20 protein-coding genes are annotated in these 25,862 nt (G+C 70.1%); 13 read left to right on the forward strand and 7 right to left on the reverse strand.

Annotated elements, in window-relative coordinates:
* Entirely contained in the window at positions 1–654 is a 654-nt protein-coding gene (locus tag ACIBHY_RS38750; RefSeq protein WP_397252202.1) for a hypothetical protein, read from the reverse strand.
* Between the two features lie 1,121 nt (positions 655–1,775).
* Here ACIBHY_RS38750 and ACIBHY_RS38755 point away from each other — a divergent pair.
* The 5 genes from ACIBHY_RS38755 (at position 1,776) to eccB (ending at position 11,065) form a co-directional block, all read left to right on the forward strand.
* A complete protein-coding gene (locus ACIBHY_RS38755) occupies positions 1,776–6,725 on the forward strand; it encodes an FtsK/SpoIIIE domain-containing protein (protein ID WP_397309301.1) in 4,950 nt (1,649 codons plus the stop codon).
* A gap of 555 nt (positions 6,726–7,280) precedes the next feature.
* The gene (locus ACIBHY_RS38760; RefSeq protein WP_397252204.1) at positions 7,281–7,574 is read left to right on the forward strand and encodes a hypothetical protein; all 294 of its coding nucleotides are present in this window, start codon (positions 7,281–7,283) and stop codon (positions 7,572–7,574) included.
* Positions 7,567–8,544 (forward strand): hypothetical protein, encoded by a 978-nt coding sequence (locus ACIBHY_RS38765; RefSeq protein WP_397309302.1) that lies wholly within the window; start codon positions 7,567–7,569, stop codon positions 8,542–8,544. The genes ACIBHY_RS38760 and ACIBHY_RS38765 overlap by 8 nt, the downstream gene beginning before the upstream one ends.
* A complete protein-coding gene (locus tag ACIBHY_RS38770) occupies positions 8,528–8,944 on the forward strand; it encodes a YbaB/EbfC family nucleoid-associated protein (RefSeq protein ID WP_397309303.1) in 417 nt (138 codons plus the stop codon). Before ACIBHY_RS38765 ends, ACIBHY_RS38770 begins: the two co-directional genes overlap by 17 nt.
* Positions 8,945–9,646: 702 nt before the next feature.
* Complete coding sequence (gene eccB, locus ACIBHY_RS38775) at positions 9,647–11,065, forward strand: type VII secretion protein EccB (protein WP_397252207.1); 1,419 nt, start codon at positions 9,647–9,649, stop codon at positions 11,063–11,065.
* Between the two features lie 608 nt (positions 11,066–11,673).
* On the opposite strand, the gene ACIBHY_RS38780 is transcribed toward eccB, so the two are convergent.
* Positions 11,674–12,450: a hypothetical protein gene (locus ACIBHY_RS38780; RefSeq protein ID WP_397252208.1), complete on the reverse strand. Its 777-nt coding sequence runs from the start codon at positions 12,448–12,450 to the stop codon at positions 11,674–11,676.
* A 9-nt stretch (positions 12,451–12,459) separates the two neighbouring features.
* The gene (locus ACIBHY_RS38785; RefSeq protein WP_397252209.1) at positions 12,460–13,575 is read right to left on the reverse strand and encodes a hypothetical protein; all 1,116 of its coding nucleotides are present in this window, start codon (positions 13,573–13,575) and stop codon (positions 12,460–12,462) included.
* A gap of 286 nt (positions 13,576–13,861) precedes the next feature.
* On the opposite strand from ACIBHY_RS38785, the gene ACIBHY_RS38790 reads away from it, so the two are divergent.
* Genes ACIBHY_RS38790 through ACIBHY_RS38815 form a run of 6 tightly spaced genes read left to right on the forward strand, consistent with a single transcriptional unit; the run spans position 13,862 to position 18,096 of the window.
* Positions 13,862–14,197, forward strand: a complete 336-nt coding sequence (locus tag ACIBHY_RS38790; RefSeq protein WP_397252210.1) for a WXG100 family type VII secretion target — start codon at positions 13,862–13,864, stop codon at positions 14,195–14,197.
* A gap of 33 nt (positions 14,198–14,230) precedes the next feature.
* Complete coding sequence (locus ACIBHY_RS38795; protein WP_397252211.1) at positions 14,231–14,539, forward strand: WXG100 family type VII secretion target; 309 nt, start codon at positions 14,231–14,233, stop codon at positions 14,537–14,539.
* 18 nt (positions 14,540–14,557) lie between these two features.
* Positions 14,558–14,926: a hypothetical protein gene (locus tag ACIBHY_RS38800; RefSeq protein ID WP_397252212.1), complete on the forward strand. Its 369-nt coding sequence runs from the start codon at positions 14,558–14,560 to the stop codon at positions 14,924–14,926.
* Between the two features lie 13 nt (positions 14,927–14,939).
* The gene (locus tag ACIBHY_RS38805) at positions 14,940–16,346 is read left to right on the forward strand and encodes a WXG100 family type VII secretion target (RefSeq protein WP_397309304.1); all 1,407 of its coding nucleotides are present in this window, start codon (positions 14,940–14,942) and stop codon (positions 16,344–16,346) included.
* Positions 16,343–16,753 carry a hypothetical protein gene (locus tag ACIBHY_RS38810; protein ID WP_397309305.1) on the forward strand — a complete coding sequence of 137 codons (411 nt, stop codon included), beginning with the start codon at positions 16,343–16,345 and terminating at the stop codon, positions 16,751–16,753. The genes ACIBHY_RS38805 and ACIBHY_RS38810 overlap by 4 nt, the downstream gene beginning before the upstream one ends.
* Positions 16,754–16,761: 8 nt before the next feature.
* Entirely contained in the window at positions 16,762–18,096 is a 1,335-nt protein-coding gene (locus ACIBHY_RS38815) for a hypothetical protein (protein WP_397309306.1), read from the forward strand.
* Between the two features lie 4 nt (positions 18,097–18,100).
* Here the strand turns inward: ACIBHY_RS38815 and ACIBHY_RS38820 are convergent, their stop codons facing one another.
* The 3 genes from ACIBHY_RS38820 to ACIBHY_RS38830 are packed head-to-tail and all read right to left on the reverse strand — an operon-like array spanning position 18,101 to position 19,756.
* Complete coding sequence (locus ACIBHY_RS38820) at positions 18,101–18,538, reverse strand: YbaB/EbfC family nucleoid-associated protein (RefSeq protein WP_397252216.1); 438 nt, start codon at positions 18,536–18,538, stop codon at positions 18,101–18,103.
* Between the two features lie 58 nt (positions 18,539–18,596).
* Complete coding sequence (locus ACIBHY_RS38825; protein WP_397309307.1) at positions 18,597–19,430, reverse strand: hypothetical protein; 834 nt, start codon at positions 19,428–19,430, stop codon at positions 18,597–18,599.
* The gene (locus ACIBHY_RS38830) at positions 19,430–19,756 is read right to left on the reverse strand and encodes a hypothetical protein (protein WP_397252218.1); all 327 of its coding nucleotides are present in this window, start codon (positions 19,754–19,756) and stop codon (positions 19,430–19,432) included. Before ACIBHY_RS38830 ends, ACIBHY_RS38825 begins: the two co-directional genes overlap by 1 nt.
* 142 nt (positions 19,757–19,898) lie before the next feature.
* Between ACIBHY_RS38830 and ACIBHY_RS38835 the strand changes: the two genes are divergently transcribed.
* Positions 19,899–20,309 (forward strand): YbaB/EbfC family nucleoid-associated protein, encoded by a 411-nt coding sequence (locus ACIBHY_RS38835; RefSeq protein ID WP_397309308.1) that lies wholly within the window; start codon positions 19,899–19,901, stop codon positions 20,307–20,309.
* 13 nt (positions 20,310–20,322) lie between these two features.
* On the opposite strand, the gene eccD is transcribed toward ACIBHY_RS38835, so the two are convergent.
* On the reverse strand, positions 20,323–21,765 hold the full coding sequence (eccD, locus tag ACIBHY_RS38840; protein WP_397252220.1) for a type VII secretion integral membrane protein EccD: 1,443 nt from the start codon (positions 21,763–21,765) through the stop codon (positions 20,323–20,325).
* 88 nt (positions 21,766–21,853) lie between these two features.
* On the opposite strand from eccD, the gene eccCa reads away from it, so the two are divergent.
* Positions 21,854–25,861: a type VII secretion protein EccCa gene (eccCa, locus tag ACIBHY_RS38845; protein ID WP_397309309.1), complete on the forward strand. Its 4,008-nt coding sequence runs from the start codon at positions 21,854–21,856 to the stop codon at positions 25,859–25,861.
* Position 25,862 lies beyond the last annotated feature (1 nt).

The raw sequence follows: 25,862 nt of genomic DNA on the forward strand, positions 1-25,862 counted from the left end.
TCAGCGGGCCCCCGGGAGTTCGGCCACGGCGATCTCCCCGCTGGAGGCGTAGCCGACCACCTCGGCCGAGACGGCCGTGTCGACGATCACGGTGACCAGGCCCTTCTCCCCGACGCCGTGGACCAGCGCGCTCGCCGCGAGAACCCTGGACCGTTCGGTACCGCTGCGGCTGGGCACGTGCACGACCTGGACCCGGTCACCCTTTGTCAGGCCCTCTGGCATCTGCCCGGGTTTCAGCGCCAATCCCACCTTGGCCTTTCCCGGCCCGAGCTCCCTGCTGGCGTTTATCCCCATGTCACTCGTGAGCAAGGTGCCGGGCAGGATGGTGACGGCGGCAAACGATTTGATCACCTCTCCGCGCTGCGACCACGGAACGTAGTCAATGCCGGTGTCGGCGATCTGGACTTCTTCCAATGCCTGTTCGGTGAATTGCTGACCGGCGCCCACCTGCTGGATCACGCGGACCGCGGAAATACGGTCGCCGCTGCGCATCACCAGAAGCGTGGTCGCCAGGGCGCCGCCCAGAATCAGGAGGACGGCGAGGGCGGCCAGAGCGGGCTTACGCTCGCGTGGGGGTACGGGGAGCTTGCGCTCGGCGGAGAGCGCGCCACTTGGCCCCGCCGAATTCGTGGCGGGTTTCTCACTGGTCCTCATGGGTGGGGGGCTCCCATATGCGAAATTGTAGAATTCACGCCATTATGTGCATCCACGTGCGGGAGTGGGGCGGGAATGCGGTGACCAATGCTCGTTTCGCAGGTGGGGGCCTGTCAACACCAAATCGGTAGACCGGTTGGGTTGGGTTGGTTGATTCAGACCGAAATTTCGTGATACAGGGCGCAGAAATCACAGGCGTCACAGATGTCACAGTGCTGGGGATCTTGATGTGATATTTGGGGATCTTCTGAACGGGTTCAGGTTGTGGGATCATTCGGGCATGGCCAGTCGTGTGCGGTCGTTCCTTGCTCGTCCTGGTGTGCGGGCGTTTGTGGGGCGGGTGGCTTCTGCCCGGGTGTCGCGGAGGGTGGCCGGGAGGCTGCATCGGGCGGCGAGCGGGCTGGCGGCGGTGACCTCCGAGGTGGACGCCTATGCGGGCCTCCTCGAAGAAAAGGCCGACGCCCTCCACGCCAAAACCCACCCCCAAAAATCCCCCTAACCTCCCCACCTCCCCCACCGCCCTTACCCCCACTCGCCCCCCTCGGCCACGACACCCACCCCGCCACGCCTCGCACCGCGCCCCCACCCCCCGCGCCCCGCACGAGCTTCCACGCCACGCCGACCCCGTCCCTGCCCGTCAGCACACCCCTCGCTGCACGCCCGCAGGCACTTCCTCGCCGGTCACGGTGTCCACGCCGCCCCTTCCCCGACGCCTCTCACGCTCCACAACGCCTCCCCTCCTTCCGCTCCCGGCGTCCACCACGCCCCTCGCCCCGCCGGCTTTTCGCCGCCCCGCCGCCTCCTTCCACGCTCGAAATCGTCACTCCCCGTAATCGAGCGCTTGTCGCCGTTGTCCGCGCTTCCGGAGCGGCGGGGCGCGGCCCGGCACGCCCGTCGATCCCCAAGCTCCCCCTGGCCAAGGCCCTGGTCACAGCGTGCGTCCACAGGGTTATCCACAGGCCATGTCCCAAGTCCTGGCAAAATCTCCCCATGTTTTCCACAGGTCCGTTTCGTTGTCCACAGGCAAGCCCGATCATGCCCGTGCCGTCAATCCGCGGGCCTAACCTCACTTCTGGCGTTACCGTGACGCCGAGGTCCGACCCCCTGCGAGGAGACGGCACATGCGGATCATGCTCACCGTGCTCGGCGAGCAGGGCGACCGTGACGTGGTGGTCGAGCTCGACGACGGCGTCACCGTGGCCCGGGTGGCCGAGGCCCTCGACGGGGGGCGGGAGCCGCTGGCCAAGGTCGTCAAGCTGCCCCGGTCCCGGGCTCCTTATGGGATGTCGTCGGCGCCGCCGTACCCGCAGCGTCATGAGCGTGCGGTCCCGCGCGTCCCCGAGCAGCGCGAGCCCGAGCGGGGCGACGGGCTGGGGCAGGAGGGTCCGGCGCTGTGGCGGGGCGGGCGGCAGGTCGACTCGCGGGCGCTGGCCAGGGCGGTCCTCCACGACGGCGACCGGATCACGCTCGAACGCCATCTGGCCCGCGCGACCGTCACCGAGGAGCCGCTCGGGGTGGCCGAGGTGCGGATCGTGGGTGGTCCGGGGGCGGGAGCGGTCCACCGGCTGAGCCTGGGCTCCCATGTGATCGGCTCCGATGCCATGTGCGCGATAGCCGTACCGGATCCTGTGCTGGCGCCGGAGGCGGCGACGCTGCGGATCACGCCCGAGGCGATCACGATCGAGCCGGTGCGCAGAGAGCCGCCGCCGGGACCGCGGCGACGGCGGATCAAGGGCCGCTACGCCGAGGAGCTCACCGAGCTGGCCGAGCGCGACGACCAGCGCGAGGCCGACCGCTGGGAGGCGTCCGAACGCGCCCGTTATCTCGCGCCCGCCGACGACGACCTGCGTGCCGTCTGGCCCGGCGGTCCGCCCGAGCTCGACGGCAAGCCACTGGCCGAGGCCGCCGACTGGCCGGAGCACGCGTTGCTGACGTGCGGGTCCTCGGTGTTCGCGCTGGGTGCGGTGGAGCCGCGCGACGCCCATCTGGCGCCCGCTCCCGAGGGGGGTGTGGCGTACAACCGGCCGCCGAGGCTGCGGCGCCCCGAGCCGGAGCGCAGGTTCGAGCGGCCCGCGGAGCCGCGCAAGAACGAGGGGATGCGGCTGCAGTTGCTGGCCGCCTTTCTGCCCGCCGTGCTGGGAGTGGTGCTGACGCTGGTGCTGGGTCAGTGGTACTTCCTGCTCATCGCGCTGATGACCCCGCTGATCATGATCGGTCAGTGGTGGAGCGACCGCCGCCACGGCAGGAAGCAGCACCGCCAGGCGATGCGCGAGCATCAGGAGCGGCTGGCCGAGTACGAGCGGGTGGTCGAGCGGGCCCGCGCCGACGACGAGGTGGCACGGCGTTCCGACGCCCCCGACCCCGCCGAGGTGCTGCTGACCGCGACCGGCCCGCGCAGGCGGCTGTGGGAGCGGCGCATCCACGACCCCGACGCGCTGCGGCTGCGGGTGGGTCTGGCCGACCTGCCCGCCAACCTGGAGCTGGTCGAGGAGAGCGGCGGTGGGCGGCTGGACCCGCCGATGTGCGCCAGCGTGCCCGTGGCCCTCGCGATGCGCCGCCTCGGCGTCGCCGGGGTCACCGGTCCGCGCGAGACGTCGACCTCGCTGGCGGGCTGGCTGATCGGCCAGGCCGCGACCCTGCACAGCCCGCGTGACCTGGCCGTGGTGGTGCTGTCCGCGCATGCCGACGGGGAGCGGCGCTGGAGCTGGGTGCGCTGGTTGCCCCACTGCGCCCCGCGCGGCGGTGAGGACTGCCTCGTGCTGATCGGCGCCGATCCCGACTCGGCCGCGCGGCGCGTGTCCGAGCTGGCCGCCCTCATCGACGAGCGCCAGAACACCGCCATCCCCGAGCTCGGCAAGATCCCCACAGGCTGGGACGATCTGGGCGGCCCCGAGCCTCCCGCCTTCTCCACCTACGACGAGCGTCCCTACGACGTCCTGGTCGTCCTCGACGGCGCCCAGGCCCTGCGCGGGCTGCCGGGCATGCCGCAGGTTCTGCGCCACGGCCCGCGCGCGGGCGTCTTCACGCTCGCGCTCGACGAGGACCAGCGCCTGCTGCCCGAAGAGTGCGCCACGGTCGCGACGTGCGGAGCCGACGGTCTGGTACGCCTGCGCGGCGGCGGCCTGGACGCCATCGGCGCGGTGCTGGCCGACCAGGTGTCCCCGCAGTGGTGCGACCGGCTGGCCAGGTCGCTGGCGCCGATCCGCGACGTGAGCAGGGACGACCCGTCGGGCAACCTGCCGGAGTCGGTACGCCTGCTCGACCTGCTCGGCCTGCGTGCCCCTACCGGCCAGGACATTCTCGCCGGATGGCGCGACACCGGGTCCACCAGGGCGTTGATCGGCATGGGTCCTGATGGCGCGTTCCCGATCGATCTGCGCCTCGACGGTCCTCATGGGCTGGTCGCGGGCACGACCGGCGCGGGAAAGTCGGAGCTGCTGCAGTCGCTGATCTGCTCGCTGGCCGTGGCCAACCGGCCGGACCAGCTGGCGTTCGTCCTGATCGACTACAAGGGCGGGGCGGCGTTCAAGGAGTGCGCCCGGCTGCCGCACACGGTGGGCATGGTCAGCGACCTCGACGGGCACCTGACCCGGCGGGCGCTCGACTCGCTGGGCGCCGAGATCAGGCGACGCGAGCGGCTGCTGCTGGACGCGGGGGCCAAGGACATCGACGACTACACCGACCTCCGGCGACCTGACCTCCGGCGGCCGTCTCCCGGCGACCGGGACGTCACCGGCTCACGGCTCGGCAGGCCGTACGCGGCTTCCTCTGCGGACGGCCTGAGTCCTGGTGTGCCCGCCGGTCAGGCCCGGCTCGATCGGGGGCTGGCCGGAGAGGCTCGGCTCGATCGGGATTTGTCCGGAAATGACCGGCCTGCGATGCCGCGACTGGTGCTGATCATCGATGAGTTCGCGGCGCTGGTGGCGGAGCTGCCCGACTTCGTCGCCGGGCTCGTCGACATCGCGCGGCGTGGCCGTTCGCTGGGCGTTCACCTCATTCTGGCGACGCAGCGACCGGCCGGGGTCGTGACGGCTGACATCCAGGCCAACACCTCGCTCCGGATCGCGCTGCGGGTGACGGAGCCGGTCGAGTCCACGGATGTGATCGACCTGCCTGACGCGGCCCACATCCCCAAGTCGGCGCCGGGCCGCTGTTACGTGAAGTCGGGGGCCGGGGCGGCGGTAGCCGTACAGACGGGGCGGGTGGGGGGTCGCGCGCCCGGCGCGGCCGCGGACGAGGACGGCAGGCGGCGCGCGGTCCGCGTGGTCGAGCTGGACTGGCGTGCCCTGGGCAGGTCGCTGCCCGCGGCCCCGGAACCCGCCGAGACCTCCGCCGTCACCGACCTCACCCTGCTGGCCGACGCTCTGACGGAGGCCGCCAGGCTGGCCGGCGTACCGCCCCAGCCGAGCCCGTGGCTGGAGCCACTGCCCCACCACCTCGTCCTCCCCTCCGACGGCGGCACTCCGCGTACCGGCGACTTCGACGGGGACATACCGCGGACCGGCCATTTCGACGGTGGCACCCCACGGACCGGCGACTTCGACGGGAGCACGCCGTGGCCCGGCGACTTCCGTGAGGTGGAACCGCTGGTGTTCGGCGCCACCGACCGTCCCTGGGCGCAGGACCGGCGGCCGCTCACCCTCGACCTCGCTCACGGCGGCCACCTGCTCATCGCGGGCGCCGCGCGAAGCGGCAGGTCCACGGCGTTGCGGACGATCGCGGGCGCCATAGCGGCCCGCACCTCCCCCGCCGATGTACACCTGCACGCCGTCGACTGCGGTTCCGGCGCCCTCCTCCCCCTGGTCGCGATGCCGCACTGCGGCGCCGTGGTCACCCGCGACCAGCTGGACCGGGTCGAGCGCCTCCTGTCCCGCCTGCGCGCCGAGGTGGGCCGCCGTCAGCAGATCCTCGCCGAGGCCGGTCACGCCTCCCTGGCCGAATGCCGGCAAGCGGGGCACCGGCTTCCCTGGCTGGTGCTCATGCTCGACCGCTGGGAGGGGTACGTGGCCGCTTTTGAGGCGTACGACTACGGCCGGCTCACGGAAGCCCTCCTCCAGCTGCTGCGCGAAGGCCCGGCGGTGGGGTTGCGGGCGGTGGTGACCGGTGACCGTTCCAGCCTGCTGGGGCAGGTCTCCACGGTCTTCGACGACCGCCTGATCCTCCGCCTGGCCGACCAGGCGGACTACGCCCTCGCCGGCCTCCCCCTCAAGGACCTTCCCGCCGCCATGCCCCCCGGCCGCGCCCTGTCCACCGGCGAACACGGCGTGGTGGAGAACCAGATCGCCCTCCTGACCGAAGACCCGTCCGGCCAGGCCCAGGTGGCGGCCCTGCAAGCATGGTCCAGAGAGGCCGCTCCCGCCGGCCTCGGCGAAGACCAGCGCCCCCTGCGCGTGGACGCCCTCCCCATGCGCATGACCGCCGACCAGGCCTTGGCCCTGCGCCCGTCCTTCACCGCCCCGTCGCCGCTGTGGGCCCTCCTCGGCGCGGGCGGCGACGCCCTGGCGCCCATGGGCATCGACCTCCTGGCCCACGGCCCAGGCGCGGTGATCGCCGGCCCGCCGAGATCCGGCCGCTCCTCGGCCCTGATGACCGCCGCCCACTCCCTGATCGCCCAGAACACCCCGGTGATCGCGGTGGTCCCCCGCCGCAGCCCGCTACGCGACCTCGAAGGCGCCGCGGCCATCCTGGACGGCAACGGCACCGGTCTCCAGGATCTGGTGGCCCCGCTGACGAGCTACGTGGTGATCGTCGACGACGCCGAACTCATCAACCCCGACGCCCCACTCGGCATGGCCCTGGACGAGATCCTCCGTACCGGCCGGGACGGCGACCATGGCCTGATCATCGCCGGCGCGACCGGCGACCTGGCCACGGCCTACCGCGGCTTCGTCGCCGAGGCCCGAAAGTCCCGCACCGGTCTCCTGCTGTCCATCCAGAGCCCGGCCGACGGCGACCTCTTCACGGTACGGCTCCCGCGCGGCGCCGTGGGCGGCCCCCCGGGCCGCGGCCTCCTCCTCACCATGGGCACCACCACGCCCATCCAAACCGCCCTCCCCACCCGGCCTTCGTAAGCTCCCACCCGCCTGAAGGGCCCGTTCGGAAATCCGCGACCGTTCCGTCACCCCGTTCCAGAGCACCGCACATGACATTCCCCAGCTCACATCACGGTGGGTTGCCGGCACGGGACGCGCCGCCCGGCCTGTCGGCACGGCGCACAGCCCGGGTTGTCGGTCGGCCCGGGTCCGGGAGCCTGGGAGAACTCGGCCATCGAGAAGTGGGACTACTCGGCCGCCGCGGGTTGGCAGGCAGGGGATCGAGGCTCGGCCGTTGTGGACTGGTTGGCGTGGGTTTGGGGTGTTGGCGGCGGGGTGTTGGGTCAAGGGGCTAGGTGGAGGCGTTGGGAACGCGTCAATGGGGTGTAGGGAGGGCGTCAAGATCGCTGAGGTGGGGGCGGTGGGGTGGTTGTGTTTGGGAGGAAGGGGGATGCAATGCCCGATCTTGGCAGCCTGCTCAATCACGGACACGCACGGCCCAGCGGCGCCCCGCCCGGGATGCGCGCGGACCAGCCGATGTGGAGGGATTCAGGACCAGACAACGAAGCGGCTCCGCACCGGGGTGAGGCGGGGATGGACCGGGGGCGGGTACGGCGGCTGGCCGAGGATCTGACGGAGCAAGGGGTTCCGCCTCTGGCCCAGGCGCTGGAGAAGATCGTGGGGCTTCGGGTGATCGAGGCCGCGCCGACCGCGTTCACGCTGAGTCTGTTCGCCGCTTGTGCCGAGGCCGAGGGGTATCTGGCCCAGCGTGTACGGCGGCGCCTGCAACGGGTCACGGAAGCCGGCGCCAAGCTCATGGACGGACGGCAGAACTGGAAGCGGGGCGAGGATGCCAGCACGGTGTCGCCGGGGACGTTCGATGCCTGATCCCTGGCAGCGCGTCCCGGAGGCGACCGTTGCCGCGCTGGGCTATGGGAAGTACCTCGCGCATGCCAACATCGGGCTCGCCACCGCCGCCTGCGCGGTCGTGTGGGGCGGGTGGCCGTTGCTGGGCAAGCTTTATGTGCATCAGTACGACACGGGTGCCCTGGCGGCGGCGTACCAGGTGCTTGAGGATGCGGCCGGCGATCTCGGGGCGGGACGGACGAACATCGCGGACCTCGTGGCAGGGTTGAGTGCCGAGCAGTGGCCAGGGGATGATCGCCGGGACTTCGACGCCTGGATGCGCACGCTCGGCAGCGACCTGCTGTCCGAGGAGATGTCGGCCCGGCTGCTCGGGATCATGTTGCTGGTCAGTGCTTCGTTGTTGTTCGCGTTCATCGTCTACACCTCGGCGGTCGTGTTGCGGTTGGTGTGGCTTGCCGTACAGGTGGCGCGAGCGTCGTTCGGCGGCGGGGTGGGGTTTCTCGCGGCGCAGGTGGCGGCGGGCAAGCAGGCGCGGGTGTTGTTCGCGCAGTTCCAGGCGCGGGAGGCGCGGCTGACGACGGCGCTCAACGGGATCGCGACGGCCATCGCCGCCGGACTGGGGGCCAAGGTCGCCAAGGACAGCCTGACCGGCGACCGGCAAGGACTGCTCGACCTGCGGCAGGCGACGATCAATCAGGGACCGGCGCTGGTGTGGGGGTTCGCCAACCATGTGGAGCGCAACCTGACGGCGAAGATGATGACCGGCCGTTCGCCGCTGTCCTCGGGCCGCGCGGGAACGGGCGCCAAGGGCCAACCCCGACCCATGCCCACATCTCCCCACGACCTGACCCCGACCAAGTGGCAACTCGGCGCCGCGGCCAAGGGCGCCATGGACGTGATCAGTGGCCGCATGCCCACCGGCTTCCTTCTGCCAGATCGCTACGAAAGCGGCGCGTACCAGGGATACGAGGACATTGAGCGACGAATCTAGGCATTCCTTCGGCTTCGACCCCGACGAGATGCACACCTTCACCGGCGACTTCCTTACGGCGCTCAGCCAGGTGCAGGAGGAGATGGCAGAGCTGACCGGCCAGGGACAGGCCGCGGACGGTCAGGTATCGGTGGCGTACTCGGAGCTGGAGGGCGTCCACAACCTCAGAATCGGCCCGCGCGCGATGCGGCTGGGCGCCGACGTGCTCGCCGAGACCATCCTGGAAGCCATCGCGACCGCCAGAACCGACCTCCGCACCCAGGCCGCCGACCTGGTCACCGACTCCCTGGGCGCCACCTCCAGCCTCGAAGACACGGTGACCACCCTGGCAACCTCCGCAGAAGACGCCCTGACCCGCAGCCTCCACAACACCACCACCCTCACCAACCGCCTCCGCTAGCCATCCCCACACCCGCGCAAAACCCCAAGCACCAGCCGGTACGGCAAGCCGCCCCGGCACGAGAGGCCGAGGCGCTGGCCCGGCACCGGCAAGGGCAGGGGATGCGGGACACCGGGCGTGAGACACCCGCAGAGCACAGGCCCAGGACGGCAGGCGCGCGCGGACACCCACAGAGCACGGGCCCAGGACGCCAGACGCGCGGCGCGCGGACACCCACAGAGCACGGACCGCGACGCCAGACGGGACACGAGGCACGGGAGACGAGGCGCGAGGCGCCCGCAGAGTGCGGACCCAGGACGCGCGGAATGCGTGACACGGGGACACGAAGCGGGCAGGGGAAGTGGCGGGATGGCTGACAGGTGTGAGGCGGCGGGGAGCGAGAGGACGGGGAGGAGGTGGGGTCAGGGCGGGAAAGCAGGGCTGGGAGCGAGAACGCGGAGCGGGGAGGAGGTGGGGGACAGGGCTGGGAGCGAGAACGCGGAGCGGGGAGGAGGTGGGGGGCAGGGCTGGGAGCGAGAACGCGGAGTGGGGAGGGGAGAGGGCGGGGAGGGGGTGGCGGGCAGGAGGCAGGGCGGGGAGGGGTGGTGGCGGGGAGGTGGGGTGGTGTTTGGGGGTGGTGGGGTGGGAGAAAGGTGGGTGTTGTCCGGGGAAAGGTGGTTCACCACTACTCTGGGGCGCGTCGTGTGATCGGGGAGAGGTGACATGCAGACCAAGAAGGACCTCTACCAAGCGCACCGCCTGATGCAGCAACGCCTGGGCATGGCGCTGCTGCAAGCCGAGCCGGATGTGCCAGAGTCGCCCCTGCGCCGCCAGAACATCGCGATGTTCGGCGGCATTCTGGTGGCTGTTCTGATCATGGCGGTGTTCGGGATCTGGGGTCTGGTCAGCCCGGGTGGCGCCACCAAGCTCACCGAACCCGGCCAACTCCTGGTGGAGAAGGAAACGGGCGCCAAATACGTCTACAGCCAGAAGCAGAGCAGGCTGCTGCCGGTGGCGAACTATGTCTCGGCGCGGTTGATCCTCGACACCCCCGACGTCAAGACGCGCAGCGTGGCTTCGGCGTCCCTGGACGAGCTGGCCAGGGGGCCGCTGGTCGGCATCCAGGGGTTGCCCGACTCCCTTCCTCCCCGGGCCAAACTGGTCAAGGCGCCCTGGTCGGTCTGTGTGGTGGACGGGCCCGACCCCGCGGGGGGCGTGAAGCAGTACACGACGATGATCGGCGGGATCGACGTCGGCGGGCGGCCGGTCGGCGCCGGGGTGATGGTCGTCATGGACGACCACGGCCAGAAGTGGGCGATCTGGAACAACCAGCGCATGCGGATCAACGACTCCGGTGTGAGTGCGCTCAGCGCCAAACCTCGCAAGGTCCCCGCCTCGTGGCTCAACGCGGTCAAGGTCGGCGTCGACTTCGCGGGGCCGAAGGTGGCCGAACGCGGCAAGAAGGTACGCGGCCCGGACGGCAAGGTGACCGCGATCGTCGGCCAGGTGTTCAAGGTGCCGTCGATGACCGGGGGCCCCTCCCGCTGGTACGTCCTCCTGAACGACGGCCTGGCCGCGATCACCGAGACCCAGGCCCTTCTCCTGCTGGAGGACCCGGCCACGAAGAAGGCGTACGGTAACCGGAGCGCCCAGCCGATCCAGATCGACGCCGCCTCCGCCAACGCCTCCCCGTCCCGCCAGCAGATCGCCGGCGCCGGGCTGCCCGAGACCTTGCCCAAGGCGATGTCGCTGCCCGCGACGGCGCCGCTGTGCTCGGTGTACGGCGACACGCTGAAGGGCTCCTTCTCCGCCAGGATCACCGGGGGCAGTTCGCTGGCCCTGCCGATCCCGGCGTCGAGCGGCGGCCAGGACCGGGTGGACCAGATCCTGCTGCCCCCGGGCAGCGCGGTGGTGGCGGGTCAACTGCCCGGAGACGGACAGATCGGCTCGATCACCACCTACTTCCTGATCAGCGATCAGGGCGTCCGTTATCCGCTGCAGTCCGGCGACCAGATCGCCAAGCTCGGCTTCGAGGGCGGCGACGTGGCCCCAGTCCCCGGCAACCTTCTCCAGCAGATCCCCACGGGCCCGGTCCTCGACCCCGCCGCCGCCCTGTCCCCCCTGACCGTGGCCAGCCGATAGAACCCGTGGCCACCCGGTAGAACCCCACCCTGACCTCTAGGCAAAGCACCAAGCCGGAAAGGCCCTGGACGCGCTGCTCCGCACCATCCTCGGGGCCATCACCATCGGATAGGCGCTCTCGGGCGGGCGTCTCTGCGGCACTCGCGTACGGCAGGGCGATCCGCGCGGTCGGCCAGGCGGTGGGCCCGCTGAGATGGCTCCGGCCTTCAACCTGAGCCCGATGACGTTCACACAGGCTTCGCGCATCTCGGGTCGCTGGGCACGGTGATCCTCTCGGGCGGCAGGGCGATGGCCGGGTGTCAGGGATGGGAGTTCGGCGAGGCGTGGGGCGCGTCCGGCTCGACAGGGGCGGCCAGCCTGGTGAAGTCCGGCGGTGACATCGGCGTCTCGGCGGTGGCGTCCGGCGCCCGCGTCTTCTCGCGTCACGGCATGATCCGCCTTCAACCCGGCGCCGGCCGTGCTCAAGAACCCGCTCACATCGGGCTTCCGCGTCGTCATACCGCTCAACACGCCGGCCGAGGTCGGGAAACGTTCCACATTTCGCGGCACGGAAGCCCAGCCATGCCGTTCGAGACGGCTCGCTCGCCGACGCGGGTGCCCTCGACCCGCTAGATGCCCATCTCGGGCACGATGCTGGTGTCGGGTGCCTTCATCTTGGGCATCGGGTCATCGCCGATCGTCAGTTCGGCCGGATTCCAGACGGCCTTGGCCTCGATCAGGTTCGGCGCGCTCTGGTTCAGCGCGGACATCATGGGCAGCATCCGGGTGAACTGGCCGAACGCCGCCCCGGCGACCGCCACGACGGCGGAGGCCTTCCAGATGAACTTGGTGTGGGAGCCGAACACTTCCTTCAGGCCCTTCCAGAGGCCGATGACAGCCCTGGAAGCGGCGACACGGGCCTGGGCGTGCATGGGTGGATACACCGTGGACGCCAGCACGTACGCCGCGATCATGGCGATGACGAGGGCGTAAGCGCCAACCAGCCAGGACAGGAAGTGGGTGACCGAAGCCGAGGTGTCAAGCGTCCGCCCGGCCCCCTGGCCGCACCGGTCGATCTCGTCGAGTGATTTGTCGAGAAGATCGACCTTTCCCATGAACGCCTGATATGCCTCGCCGGTCCAGATCTTGTCCTTGCCCGCGTTCACCGCCATCGTCCGCACCGACTCGCGCAGGAGCTTGATGGAGGACGACGACGGGCACTGGTCGTCGATGGAGGTGGTGGCCACGCTGAGCCATTCCTGCGAGGCCTTCTTCATCGCCGCCGGATCGGAAATGATCAGGCCGAGTATCGCCGCGATCGGCGCGGCCTCGGGCAGCACGACGGTGGCCGCGGTCACCTCGGCGAAAGCGTTGCGGAAGCGCTCGAAGTCGTCCTCGTAAGCCATGCCGGTCGGTCACTCCTTGCCGAGTACGGGCGGTGCGATGTCCTCGTCGCCGCCCCAGACACCCTCGTCCTCGGTGAGGTACGTGGAGCGTTCGCGGTCCTGGTTTCCGTCGCCGCCGGTGCCCGCGCCGCCCATGGGAGCCATCGGCATCATGGGCATGCCGCCGCCGTTGAGCGCCTTGGCGATGTTGCCCATGCCGTTGGCCCCGCCGAGGCCGCCGCCCGCACCACCCCTGCCCAGCCCGCTGTCGGCGCCGGAGAAGCCGCCGGTGCCGGTGCTGGTGGGCGTACCGGTGAGCCGGCCGTCCGGCAGGGTGGGGTTCCGGTTGGCCAGGTCGTTCAGGCCGGGCACCTTCGGATCCACGCCCGCCAGGTCCGTCTTGGCATCCTGCAGCCTCTTGTCCAGGTCGCCGGTGTCGAGGTTCGGCGTATTGGTCGTCGGCAGGTTCGGGTTGGGAATGTTCGGGTTGGGAATGTTGGGGCTCGGGGTGTCGGGGCCCGGCCGGTTGCCCAGGTTGTCGTAGTCCGGCTGCTTCGGCGTGTCGATCTTGTCGGAGTCCTTGGGGTTCTTCAGGTTCAGGTCGTCCAGGTCGGACGGCTTCTTCCCGAGGTCGCCGGGACCCTTGATGTCGTCGGGACCGGGCATCTTGAGCCCGTCGCCCGGTCCGCCGGGGCCCGTCTTCAGGCTCGACGGGTCGAAGCCGGTGCCCTTCGGCATCTGGGGTCCGGGCCCGGTCTCAGGCCCCGCGTTGGGCGGGGGCTTGCTCTTTTCATGGGCGTCGTCGACATGTTGTGCGACGTCGCCCAGCGCCTTCTTCCAGGAGTCCAGGACTTCCTTGCCGTCGGAGAGGGCGCTGGCGGCGCTGTCGACGGTGTTGCGATGGGCCACGTTGAGGCCGCCGCCGATGAACCCGAAGGTGCCGCTCGGCATGTCGATCACTCTGGTCTTCTCGCTCAGGCCCGTCAGGTCGCTACTGCGGTTCCCGATGTTGGTGCCGAGGTCTCTGACCAGTTTGGTGTTCATCTCGAACCCGCGGTCCTTGGTCGCGGGGTCGACGACCGACGCTCCGGGCATGGTCAAGCCGGCGAACGGGTCGGACGCGCTGGAGCTTCCTGATTCCGCCACTACGCCCCCAAAAAGCTGATCACATCCATCACATACGTTACGCCGATCCCACGCGTGCCGTACAGGAAACTTCTGGACATGTCGCCGAGAGCACACCTTGTGGGCCTAAAACCCACTGAGCAGGCACAACTTCACATCGACGCAGAATTGTTATGGAGAGTTAACCTGATCTTCCAGGCAAGGTGCGACGTATGGTGACTAATGTGACCAAAGCGCCGACATTGTCTGACGTGGTATGTCAGCAGGTCACGTCAAGGCGCAACCGTGAACCAGCTGAAGGAGAAACGTGGGAGCCGAGCCGCAGACTCAAGTAAGCCAAGCCGACCTGACCGCCGCCATGCACCTGATCGAGAAGGCGGCCGAGGACATCCGGAAGATTCAGCTGAATCTCGACATGGCCGGTGCGTCCCTGAAGAGCAACTGGGTCGGCGAGTCGCATGCCGCCTTCAACGCCGTGCACGTCAAGTGGCACGAGCGCATGGACGTCATCCTGAGCAGCCTGCGCCGTCTGGCCGCCAGCATCCAGGGAAGCGGCAAGAACTACGCCGAGTTCAACCGCGAGCGGACCGAGGCGCTGAACAGCATCGCCAACCTGATCAACCAGGCACCGGTCACCCGCTGAACCCCGTTCTGACTTCCCGAGACTGGAGACCACGTGTCCGACGACATCTACGACGTCACAAAGATCAACTACGGCGGCCTGTCCACGGGTGAGACCGAGTTCGGCACCGCCTTCAAGAGCCTGGTCACCACGCTGGAGACCCTGCAGACCGAGCTCGACAAGAAGACCGCGATCTGGCAGGGCGAGGCCAAGGTCGTCTACGAGAGCGTCAAGCAGACCTGGAACACCGAGGCCAGGGACCTGGCGCAGTTCGTTGACCTGCTGGCCAAGAACATCAACATCACCGGCATGAACATGCGGCAGGTCGAGAAGGTCAACTCCCAGATCTTCGACGGCCGCTAAACCGGTCCAGGGGGGATCGTGGGAGACTCTGGCGGCGTCGACGTAAGCCGCAAAGCGATCAAGGCACTGCGGACCGACCTCGAGGAAGCGCTCGGGATGCTCGATCCCACGCTCAAGCAAGGGACCCCGGCCCCGGGGATGAAGCCGGTCCTGCGCGCGGACGGCGAGGCGTACCAGGTGGCGCAGGGAAAGGCGCTCGCCGGTTTCTGGCCTGCCGCCACCGGGTTCCAGACGAGCACGATGAACGCGGTCACGACGGTCTCGAACTCCTACAACATGATCAATGTGCAGGTGGGCAACGCGATCGACCTGTTCACGCAGGTCCTGAAGAACCTCGACGCCTTCGAGACCGGCGGAGCGGGCGAACCCGGCCAGGCGGACGTCTGAGGAAGGGGGGTCCGTGCCCGAACAAGAAGACGCCATCAAGTTCCAGATCACCAGCACGGAGTTCGACGGCGCGACGCTCGACATGCTTCGCGAAACGCTGAAGAACAACAAACCCGAGCTCGTGAAGCTGGCGGCCGCCGAGCTCTCGTCGGCGAAGAAGCGGCTGGACAACCTGGTCGCCGTCCTGGACAAACACCTCGCCGCGCTGGAGACGTCCTGGCCCGCGGGGCAGGACGCCACGATGGTCAAGGACCAGTTGCGCAGGCTCAAGGGATCGGCGGAGAACGTCTCCAAGGCGATCGCGTACGAGTCCGGCGGGAAGGCGTTCGGGGTCGCTCCCGCCTTGGTCTCGCAGGCGACCGTACTGGCCGCGATGAGCGGCAAGAGCGTGCCCAAGGATCCGGGCAGTGACATCTCCTTCCTGGAAGCCGCCTACGAGGGTGGCACGGCCGGAACCGTGGTGGGCGCGGGGGTCGGCTTCTTCGTCGGTGGCGTGGGCGCCGTCCCCGGTGCCGTGATCGGCGCCGTCACCGGCTCGATCATCGGCGGCATCACCTCGTTGTTCACCGACACCCCCTTCGCCAACCTGTTCGGTGAGTCCAAGGAGGAGAAGGAGCGCAAGCTCGCCAAGGAGCACATCCAGAAGCTGAGCGAGCTCACCAAGATCAACAACGATCTGTTCCCCGACACACTCCGGACCAACACGCCCGACTGGGACTTCTCCTTCAAAGGCCCGGAGCTGTCCCCGTACAACGGGTCGATGCCCAACCCGGGCGGGTTGCCGACCGGGACGAACGTCGCCTTCGACCCTGACGCGCTCAAGGGCTTCGACCCGAGCCTCAACGGAGACCTGAACGCCGGCAAACCCGGCCAGATCCCCGGGTTCGACGCGTTCGACCCGTCGAGCAAGCTGCCGGGCGGCGCCAACCTCAACGGAACCGGCCTGCCCGGCATGGACGGCAACGGCCTCGACGGCAACGGCATGAACGGCGACGGGAACCTCAACGGCGGTGCCCCCAACGGGAACCTGCCCGGCACGCCCGGCTTCGACCCGAACGCGCTCAGCGCCCCCAACGGCAAGGGCGGCCCGGAAACGACCCTGGCCGGGTACAACCCCGAGCTGTCCGCCTACAACACCGGCGGCCCTGCCACGACGCACGGCAACGCCAACGTGGGCAACGGCGGCTTCGGCGGTTCGGGCGGAGGTTCCGGCAACGCCAACGGCGCGATGGGGGCCGTGCGCGCGTACGGCGGCGCGGGCTCGATGACGCCGATGCTGCCCATGACCGCCGCGGGCAACAAGAGCGAAGAGGAGGAGCGGGAGCGCAGCACCTGGCTGCTGGAGGACGACGACGTGTTCACCAGCGACCAGAAGACCACCATCCCGCTGATCAACGGCAAGTCGAAGGGCAAGGCATGAAGCCCCCGGACGACTGGGGCCAGGCGCCCCCTGCGCTCGAACTCACTCCCAACTGGCCGGGGCTGGACGGGTACGGGGACCACGACGGCCCGCACATCGACCACACGCGGGTCAAGCAGATCCTCAAGGTGCTCAGGGAGGATCTGGGCTCCCTGAAGGGCAAGGCGGGCGAGCTCAGCGCGGGTGGAAGCGGCACCCCCGCAGACCTCAAGACCGCGAGCTCCATCGGCCCGGAGCAGACCGGCAAGTGGGATGTCGCCAACTACTTCGGCCAGAACGCCACGCAGGCGCACGAGGTGCTCACCGGCAAGTACCTGATGCTCATCGACCATGTCGAGAAGCTGGTCGAAGGCATCGAGAAGGCTGTGCAGAACTATGAAAAAGGCCACCAGGACAGCAGTGCTTAGGATCGGCAATGGCTGAGAACAAGGGCTGGGAGCCCATCCGGATCTACGACTACCTGGGCGAGCTCGAAGAAACCAAGCTGACCAGGGACGAGATCGACCGGCTCCTTCAGGCGACCGACCCGGACAAGGTCGCCACCGCGGGCCAGGCGTTCAAGGCCGCGATGGATCTGGTCGGAGCCGACGACGGCGGCATCAAGGGCGCGCTGACCCGCGCCGCCACGGAGCTGGCGAAGGTGTGGCGCGACGACGGCGCGACGACGGCGCAGAACACCCTGCGCGCGCTGCACTCCACCGCGGGCGCGATCGGCGACGCCATGAAGCAGACCGCGACGCCCCTGTCCTCCTACGCGCAGACGCTGCGCCAGTACCGCACCACCGTGCCCTCCAGCACGCCGGAGAAGACCGGTGAGGTCGGCGGCACGACGGGCGATCCGGAGACGAACACTCCCAAGACGCCCGACGAGGCCGCGCGAGCGCATCTCAAGGCGCTCAACAACGCGATCATCACCTACAACGGGCAGCTCGCCGACGGACTGGCCTTCGACTTCCCGGCCATCACGCCGATCGAGGTGGCCACCAAGAAGGCGCCCAACATCGACCCGGGCGGCGGCTCCAACGTGCCCACCGGCAAGGACGGGACGTGGCAGGGCGGCAACCAAGGCACCGGAGGAACTGGCGGCACCGGTGGAACCGGGGACACGGGGAGCACAGGGAACGACGGCGTCCAGAAGCCCGGCGACCAGACGCCCGGTGACACCAAGCCGGGCGACCAGACACCGGGTGACGACAAGCCAGGCGACGACAAGCCCGGCGGCAACACACCCCCTGGCGACGGCAAGCCCGGAGACGAGAACCCGGGCGAGCAGAACCCGGGCGACCAGAACCCCGGTGACCAGAAGCCGGGCGAGGACAAGCCCGGCGACCAGAAGCCCGGTCAGGAACAGGAGAGCGTGCCCCCGGTGATCGGCGGCGAGCCGAAGACCGAGCTGTCCGACTTCCAGAACAACCCGCCGACGACACAGACGCAGACGCCCACCCCGACGCCGAACACGACGCCGATCACCCCGACGACCACGGGCAACCCGCTCACGCCGACGGGGGTGATCACCAACGGGCAGCCACTGCCCGGCACGGGCTACGGCCCCGGCTCGACGGGTGGTCCGGGCGCGGCGCCCGCGGTCCTTCGCGGCGGTACGCCCGGCACCGGCTCACCGTTCATGCCCTTCATGCCGGCGGCAGGAGGCGCGGAGAGCGGCGGCTCGGAGCGCGACCGGGACATCTACGACCCGGAGGGTGACATCTGGGCCGTTCCCCACCAGCTCAGCCCGGACCGCATCGGCTAGTCCCTTACATGTCCATTCGATCGCGGATCCGGTCGAGTTCGCCCATGGCATCCTCGACCACGCGGTTGTAGGCGGATTCCGCCATCCGGACCTCGGCGAGCATGCCGTCGGGGTCATTGGCGTACCGCATCGGGTTCTGGTCGCCGAAGGCCTTGTCCATGGCCTCGGCGATCTGGCCCTGGAGGTGGGCGATGGCCTCGGAGATCAGCAGCTTGATGCGGTCGGCGAGCTCGCCCGAGCTGAGCCGCATGGCCTTGGGGTGGAGCGTGAGTTCGCTCAGGCCCGCGCTGGTGTACTCCACGAAGACGAGCCCGTCCTCGTCCTGCGCGCGTCCGACGAGCTCGGACAAGGTCTGCTGAAGCTCCCCCACCTTGGCGAACTGGCGTTCGGCCGATCGCATGACCTTGTCCAGGTCTTCGGCCCGGAACTCCCCTTCTTCCATGAAGCCCCTCCAAAACCGGCTAAAAGGATCAAACGCTCGGAGCAGCCTGCCCGAAGGTTTACGGCTTGTCCAGCGGAGCCGGGACCTGCTTGGGCTCGATCCAGTCGAACTTCTCGTGCCCGTCCGGCATCGCGCCCGGCTTGGGCGGCACCTTGAACGACGGGTACTTGCCGCTGTCGAAGGTGATGCTCTTGAAGTCGATCGCCGCGTCGCCGCCGGGCGTCACGTAGCCGAACTGGTGCCGCTTCTTCAGCACGGTCGTCATCACCTCGCCGGCCGACTTCAGCGTGGACGACAGCACCATCGTCAGGATCGCGGTGGTCGCGTTGACGCCGAGCGTCACGAACTTCTCCAGCAGCATCCCGGCCATCGCGGTCTGCGGCACCATCTGGAGCCGCTTGGAGAAGATCAGCAGGGTCGCGGCGGCGACCGCGAGGTTGGCCATCCGCAGCCAGAAGCTCCGGTAGCTGGCCGCCACCTCGTCGATCATGCCGCCGACGTCGCCCAGCGTGGAGCGCAGCGCGCCGATCTCCCGGTGGAAGACCCACAGCACCCGCTCGAACTCCTCGCGGTCGCGGGCGATCCAGCCGTCCTTGGAGGTGCTGATGAGCTGCGGGAGGAGCTGTTTGATGCCGTCGTCCAGCCGGGCGGAGACGCCGTTCTTCCAGTTGCTGGCGGCCTGGGCCATGCCGGGCTCGTTGGCGACCATGCCGCCCGCGATGGCGATCGCGGGCGACAGGCCGAGCCCGATCCGGCCGACCTTCTTCAGGTATCTGTGCACCTTCGCGCCGAACGGCTCCGCCGCCGGGGGCGGCGAGGCGGGCGGCACCGGCGGGGCGGCCGGATACCCCGGCGGCGGGCCGCTGGGCATCGGCGGGGGCGGCATGCTCATCAGCGGTACCGGACCTTGCTGGCCTCCTCGGCGGTGCGCCAGTTGCGCCTGGCCTGCTCCAGTCCGGAGGACCAGCCGTCGACCGCGCCTTTGGCGTCGCCGAGCGTCGTGTCGGCCCAGGCGCGCAGTTCCTCGTACGCGCCACCCATGATCATCCCGCCGAACGCCCCGAACCCGATCCCGTCCACGCCGGTGGTGCCGACCAGGTCGCGCACGAAGGTGACCGCTACCGCGAGCTCGTTGTCGAGCCGGGTACGCAGGTGCGCGATGGACGAGGAGGTCACGTAGACGTCCTGCGCGGGCGGCGCCGCGGCGAGGCCGTTCATCGGCTGATTTGTTGCCACAAATCCGGATTCTTGCCGACATTCAGCGCCATCCCTGCCGATAGCGCCGGTTTTCATGATCGGTTCAGCGAGGCGTCAGCCACCGCTCGCCATCGGTTAACCCGCCGCCGGTGGCCTTCCCCTCATGGAGTACAGCGAACACGACCTCGACGACCTGGTCCGAGCCAGCGAGCGCGGCATGCGCGAACTGCTCGACGCCATGGAAGGGCTGAAGGAGGTCTCGGGCGCGGGCGAGAGCCGTAGCGGCATGATCAACGCCGAGGTCGGCCCCAACGGCCGGATCAGCAGGCTCAAGATCGAGGCCCGCGCGATGCGGCTCGACTCCGCCGAGCTGGCCGAGCAGGTGGTCGAGGCCGTCACCGCCGCCCAGGACGAGCTCGACCGCGCCACCCGCGCCCTGCTGCCGCCCGGCGAGAACGCCGACCCGGCCGACATCGTGCGGCAGTTCGAGGACCTCCAGGACGGCTTCGCCCGGGAGAGCGACGACCGCGTCGACCGGCTCCAGCGCCTGCGCACCCGCGACCGGGACGAGTAGGCGGGCGGCCGGGTCAGCCGGACAGCCCCCGGATCCACGAGTACACGTCCAGCACGCCCAGAGCGAGCGGGAAGAGCGCGACGATCAGAATGACGTCCACGATGTCCCCGGCCCTGCCCCAGAACGGCGAGGGCCGCCCGGCGGGCAGCCATAGCCCCAGCCCGAGCGCCAGCAGCGCGGCCCAGAGCAGCCCCAGCGCCAGCCCGGCCGCCGCGACCGTCCCCATGCCCGCGCTCATCCCGACTCCCAGCGCGACCAGCCCGGCCACGCCGGTGACCAGCAACCAGATGCGCTGCCCGAGCCCGTGGTAGACCCGCGAGCGCATGATCAGGGCCAGGCAGAGCACCGCGGCCATCGCCACGGCCATCCACGTGGACTCCATGACCAGGAGCACCAGCGCCCCGGCCGCGGTCAGCGCGAGGCCGATGATCATTCCGGTGGAGTAGCGGCGGGCCTGTCCGGTCCGCTCCAGCACGGCCGCGCTGTCGAGCCGCTGGTTGTCGGCGCGCAGTTCCTCGGCGTTGGTCGGCAGTTCGGGCAGCGGCACCCTGGCCATCTTGAACGACAGCCCGGGAACCATCGGGCTGAAGGCGATCAGCAGCGTGATGGTGATCGCGGCCACCCCCGCCGCCGGGACATCGAAGATCATGACGACGGCCGCGCCGATCGCGCCCACGACCGTGGCGATGGCCGTACCCAGGAATCCCGCGACGCCGTCGGAGGTGAGCGCGGCGCCGAGCGTGGCCACCAGCGCGGTGCAGGCGAGCGCGGCGAGCAGCTGCGGCGCGCCGACCACCCCCGAGCTCAGCGCGAACAGACCCCCGAGGAAGGCGTACGGCAGCGCCGTGTAGCCGATCAGCGCGCCGGCGAAGGAGTTGCCCACGGCCCGCGACAGCACCGTGCCGACGATCAGCAGCACCAGCGCGAGCATCCCCGACACGACCGCGAGGCTCACCGCCGACCCGCCGGCCAGCATGAGCGCGGGCGCCCCGAGCGCGAGCAGCCCGGTGGCCACCCCGACGCCCATGGCCTTGGTGTGGCGCTGCTCCCAGCGTCCGGAACCGTCCTTCACGCCGGTGGCCACCACGTCGGCCACGTCGTCGAAGAGGGCGGCGGGCATGGCCGCCTCCCGGGGACGCAGATAGAGGATCTCCCCGTCGAGCACCCCCAAAGCGCCCAGCGACTGCCCGAGGTCGAGCGGCGCGCCGCCGAGGCGCTGCAGCACCCAGCCGGGGTCGGAGGCCGCCTCTCCGCCCGCCTCCCCCAGCGCGCGCAACAGGCCGGGCATCACGTGTGGCAGCGGGATGTCCGCGGGGAGCGCGAGGTCGGCCCTGCGGCGCGGGGCGACGACGGTCACATGACACAGGGGTGTCAGCGGGGCCGGGGCCTGCGGCAACGCACCCTGCTGGACGGGTTGCATCGGCTGTTGCATCGGCTGATGGGCAAGCGAAGTCACGACCGTTCCTCCTCCAAGGGACAGGCCGAACATATCGGGACATTGCATCTGGTATGAAGGTGATCTGCGACAGGAGGTTTCACCGCCAGTGAGCATCGTTGTAGTACGGCGCCCGGAACGCCGGCCCAGCCCGCAGCCTCCCCGAGGGGAGATTCTGCTGGAATCGCCCCCCGAGATCCCCGAGGTGCAGCCCGCAGGGCTGATGGGCATGCTCACCTGGGTGCCGATGCTCGCCGGGGGCGCGGCGATGGGCCTGATGTTCACCGCGGGCGGCAACTCCAGCCCGCTCATGTACGTCGCCAGCGGCCTGTTCGCCGTCTCGATGCTCGGCATGTCCATCGGCCAGATGGGCCGCAACGCCGGCGAGCGCAAGAACCGCCTCAACGGCCTGCGCCGCGACTACTTCCGCTACCTCGCCCAGATCCGCCGCAAGGTCCGCAAGGCCGCCGTCCAGCAGCGCGAGGCGCTCGAATGGAGCGGCCCCTCGCCCGACTCGCTGTGGTGGGTGGCCATGGGCCCGCGCCTGTGGGAACGCCGTCCGCGCGACGACGACTTCGGCACGGTACGGCTCGGCACCGGCGTCCAGAAGCTGGCCGTGCAGCTCGTCCCACCGGACTCCAAGCCCGTCGAGGACCTCGACGCGCTGTCGGCCGGCGCGCTGCGCAGGTTCGTCCGCGCCCACTCCACGGTCTCGCAGCTGCCCGTGGCCGTGGCGCTCAACTCCTTCGCCCGCATCCACCTCAGTGGCGACCCGGTGGCCGTCCGCGAGCTGGTCAGGGCGATCATCGCCCAGTTGGCCGTCTTCCACTCCCCCGACGACATGCGGATCATGGTCTGCGCCGGCCAGGAGTGGATGCCGCACTGGGAGTGGGTGAAGTGGATGCCCCACGCCCTCCACCCCGAGGCGCGCGACGGAGCCGGCCAGGTCAGGCTGATCACCGACAACATGGGCGAACTCGACCAGATGGTCGGCGACGAGCTCAAGGAGCGGGCCAGGTTCCGGGCCGGGAGCCCCGCGGACGCGCTGCCGTACCACGTGGTGATCGTGGACGGCGGGACCGTGCCGCACGACTCCCAGCTCGGCACCGACGCCATCCAGGGCGTCACCGTGATCGACCTGTCGGAGTCCACGGGCGTGGTCGAGGAGCGCAGCATGCTCCGCCTGGACGTGCAGGCGGACGGGTTCCACATGGTCAAGATCGACCACGCGGGCAAGCGTTCCACCACGCGGCTCGGCGACCCCGACGCGCTCGACTTCCTGCGGGCGGAGGGCCTGGCCCGCCAGCTCGCGCCGCTGCGCGCCTCGGCCGTGTCCGGCGGCGGCGAGGCCCAGGACATCCTGGGCGTCAACACCTCGCTGACCGACCTGCTCGGCGTCGGCGACCCCAGCAGGCTGCACCCCGCCGTGACCTGGCAGCCGCGCGCGGGCCGCAACCGGCTGCGGGTGCCGATCGGGCTCGGCGCCGACGGCCGCGTGGTCGAGCTGGACATCAAGGAGTCCGCTCAGGGCGGCATGGGCCCGCACGGCCTGGTCATCGGCGCGACCGGATCCGGCAAGTCGGAGCTGCTGCGCACGCTGGTGCTCGGCCTCGCCATCACGCACTCCTCGGAGATCCTCAACTTCGTCCTCGTCGACTTCAAGGGCGGCGCGACCTTCCTCGGCCTGGAGACCCTCAAGCACGTCTCCGCGGTCATCACCAACCTTGAGGACGAGCTGCCGCTGGTCGACCGTATGCACGACGCGCTGCACGGCGAGATGGTGCGCCGCCAGGAACTGCTGCGCTCGGCGGGCAACTACGCCTCGCTGCGCGACTACGAGCGCGCCCGCGAGCAGGGCGCCGACCTGCGGCCGATGCCCACGCTGTTCGTCGTGCTCGACGAGTTCAGCGAACTGCTGTCGGCCAAGCCGGAGTTCATCGACCTGTTCGTCATGATCGGCCGCCTCGGCCGCTCGCTCGGCGTGCACCTGCTGCTGGCCTCGCAGCGCCTGGAAGAGGGACGGCTGCGCGGCCTGGACACCCACCTGTCCTACCGGATCGGCCTGCGAACCTTCTCGGCCATGGAGAGCCGGGTGGTCCTGGGCGTGGCCGACGCGTACGAGCTGCCGTCCGCGCCCGGCAACGGCTACCTGAAGTTCGACACGACCGGCATGACCCGCTTCAAGGCCGCCTACGTCTCCGGCGCGTACGTCGCCGACCCCTCCGGCGCCGTCACCTCCGACGGCCGCGCGCCCTCCCACCAGATCTTCGAGTACGGCACCGCCTTCGTCCCCCTCCCGGAAGAGGACGAGCCACCCGCGCCCGAACCGGACGAGGAGGACCAGCAGGAGGAACCCGCCGCCGGCGGCCAGAACAGCCTCCTGGACGTCGTCGTCGGCCGCCTGTCGGAGCACGGCCCGGTCGCGCACCGCATCTGGCTGCCGCCGCTCGCGGAGCCGGCCACGCTGGCGCACCTGCTGCCGCCGCTGACGGTCACCCCCGAGTTCGGCCTGTCCACCGCCGACTGGCCGGGCAGGGGCAAGCTGCACGCCGTCGTCGGCATCATCGACAAGCCCTTCGAGCAGCGCCGGGACCCGCTCTGGCTGGACCTTTCCGGCGGCGGCGGCCACGTCGGCCTGGCCGGCGGCACCCAGAGCGGCAAGAGCACGGCCCTGCGCACGCTGGTGGCGGGCATGGCGCTCACCCACACGCCCCGCGAGGTGCAGTTCTACTGCCTGGACTTCGGCGGCGGCGCGCTGGCCTCCCTGGAGGGCCTGCCGCACGTGGGCGGCGTCGCCACCCGCCTGGACGGCGACCGCGTACGCCGGACGGTCGCCGAGATCTCCACCATCCTGGAACAGCGCGAGCGCGGCTTCGCCGAACAGGGCATCGAGTCGATCACCGCCTACCGCCGGATGCTGGTGGAGGGCACGATCGAGGGCGACGGCTGGGGCGACGTCTTCCTGCTCGTGGACGGCTGGCTCACGCTGCGCCAGGACTTCGAGGGCCTGGAGCCGACCATCACCGACCTGGCCGCGCGCGGGCTCGGCTACGGCATCCACGTCATCGCCTCGACCAACAAGTGGTCGGAGTTCCGCCCCAGCATCCGCGACCTGTTCGGCACCAGGATCGAGCTCAGGCTCGGCGACTCCTACGAGTCCGAGGTCAACAGGAAGAAGGCCCTGGCGGTGCCCGAGGGAGTCCCGGGCCGCGGCCTCACGAAGGACGGATTCCACTTCCTGTCGGCGCTGCCGCGCATCGACGGCGTGCAGAACCCCGATGACCTCGCCAACGGGGTACGCGGGCTCGTGCAGGCCGTACGCGACGCCTGGAAGGGCCCTCAGGCCCCGGTGGTACGCCTGCTGCCCGCCGTCCTGCCCGCCTCGACGCTGCCGGGCCCCGACCAGGCCTCGCCGCACCAGATCCCGATCGGCATCGACGAGGCGACCCTCCAGCCCGCGCTGCTGGACTTCGACAACGACCCGCACTTCATCGTGCTGGGCGACAACGAGAGCGGCAAGTCGAACCTGCTGCGGCTCGTGGCCGAGAGCCTGGTCGCCAGGCAGACGCCCGCCCAGGCCATGATGATCATGATCGACTACCGCCGGGCGCTGCTCGACGCGGCCGTCGGCGACCACCGCATCGGCTACGCCGCCTCCAGCGCGGCCGCCGCCGAGATCATCAACGACGCCAAGGGCGCGCTGCTCAGCCGCCTGCCCCCGGCCGACCTGACCCCCGACCAGCTCCGCTCGCGCAGCTGGTGGGCGGGCTCCGACCTGTACATCTTCGTCGACGACTACGACCTGGTCGCCACCTCGTCCAACCCGTTGCTGGGGCTGGTGGACCTGCTGCCGCAGGCCCGCGACATCGGCCTGCACGTGATCATCTCGCGGCAGATGGGCGGCGCGGGCCGGGCGATGTTCGACCCCGTCATCCAGCGGATCAAGGACATGGCCAGCCCCGCGCTCATCATGTCGGGCAGCAAGGACGAGGGCTACCTGTTCAACAACGTACGGGCGCAGCCGCTGCCTCCCGGACGCGGCACCCTCGTCGACAGGAAGTTCGGCACGCGCCTCATCCAGACCGCCTTCCTCAGCCCACCGGAGACCGAAGAGTAGG

The sequence above is a fragment of the Nonomuraea sp. NPDC050547 genome (genome assembly GCF_044457345.1).
GTDB lineage: Bacteria > Actinomycetota > Actinomycetes > Streptosporangiales > Streptosporangiaceae > Nonomuraea.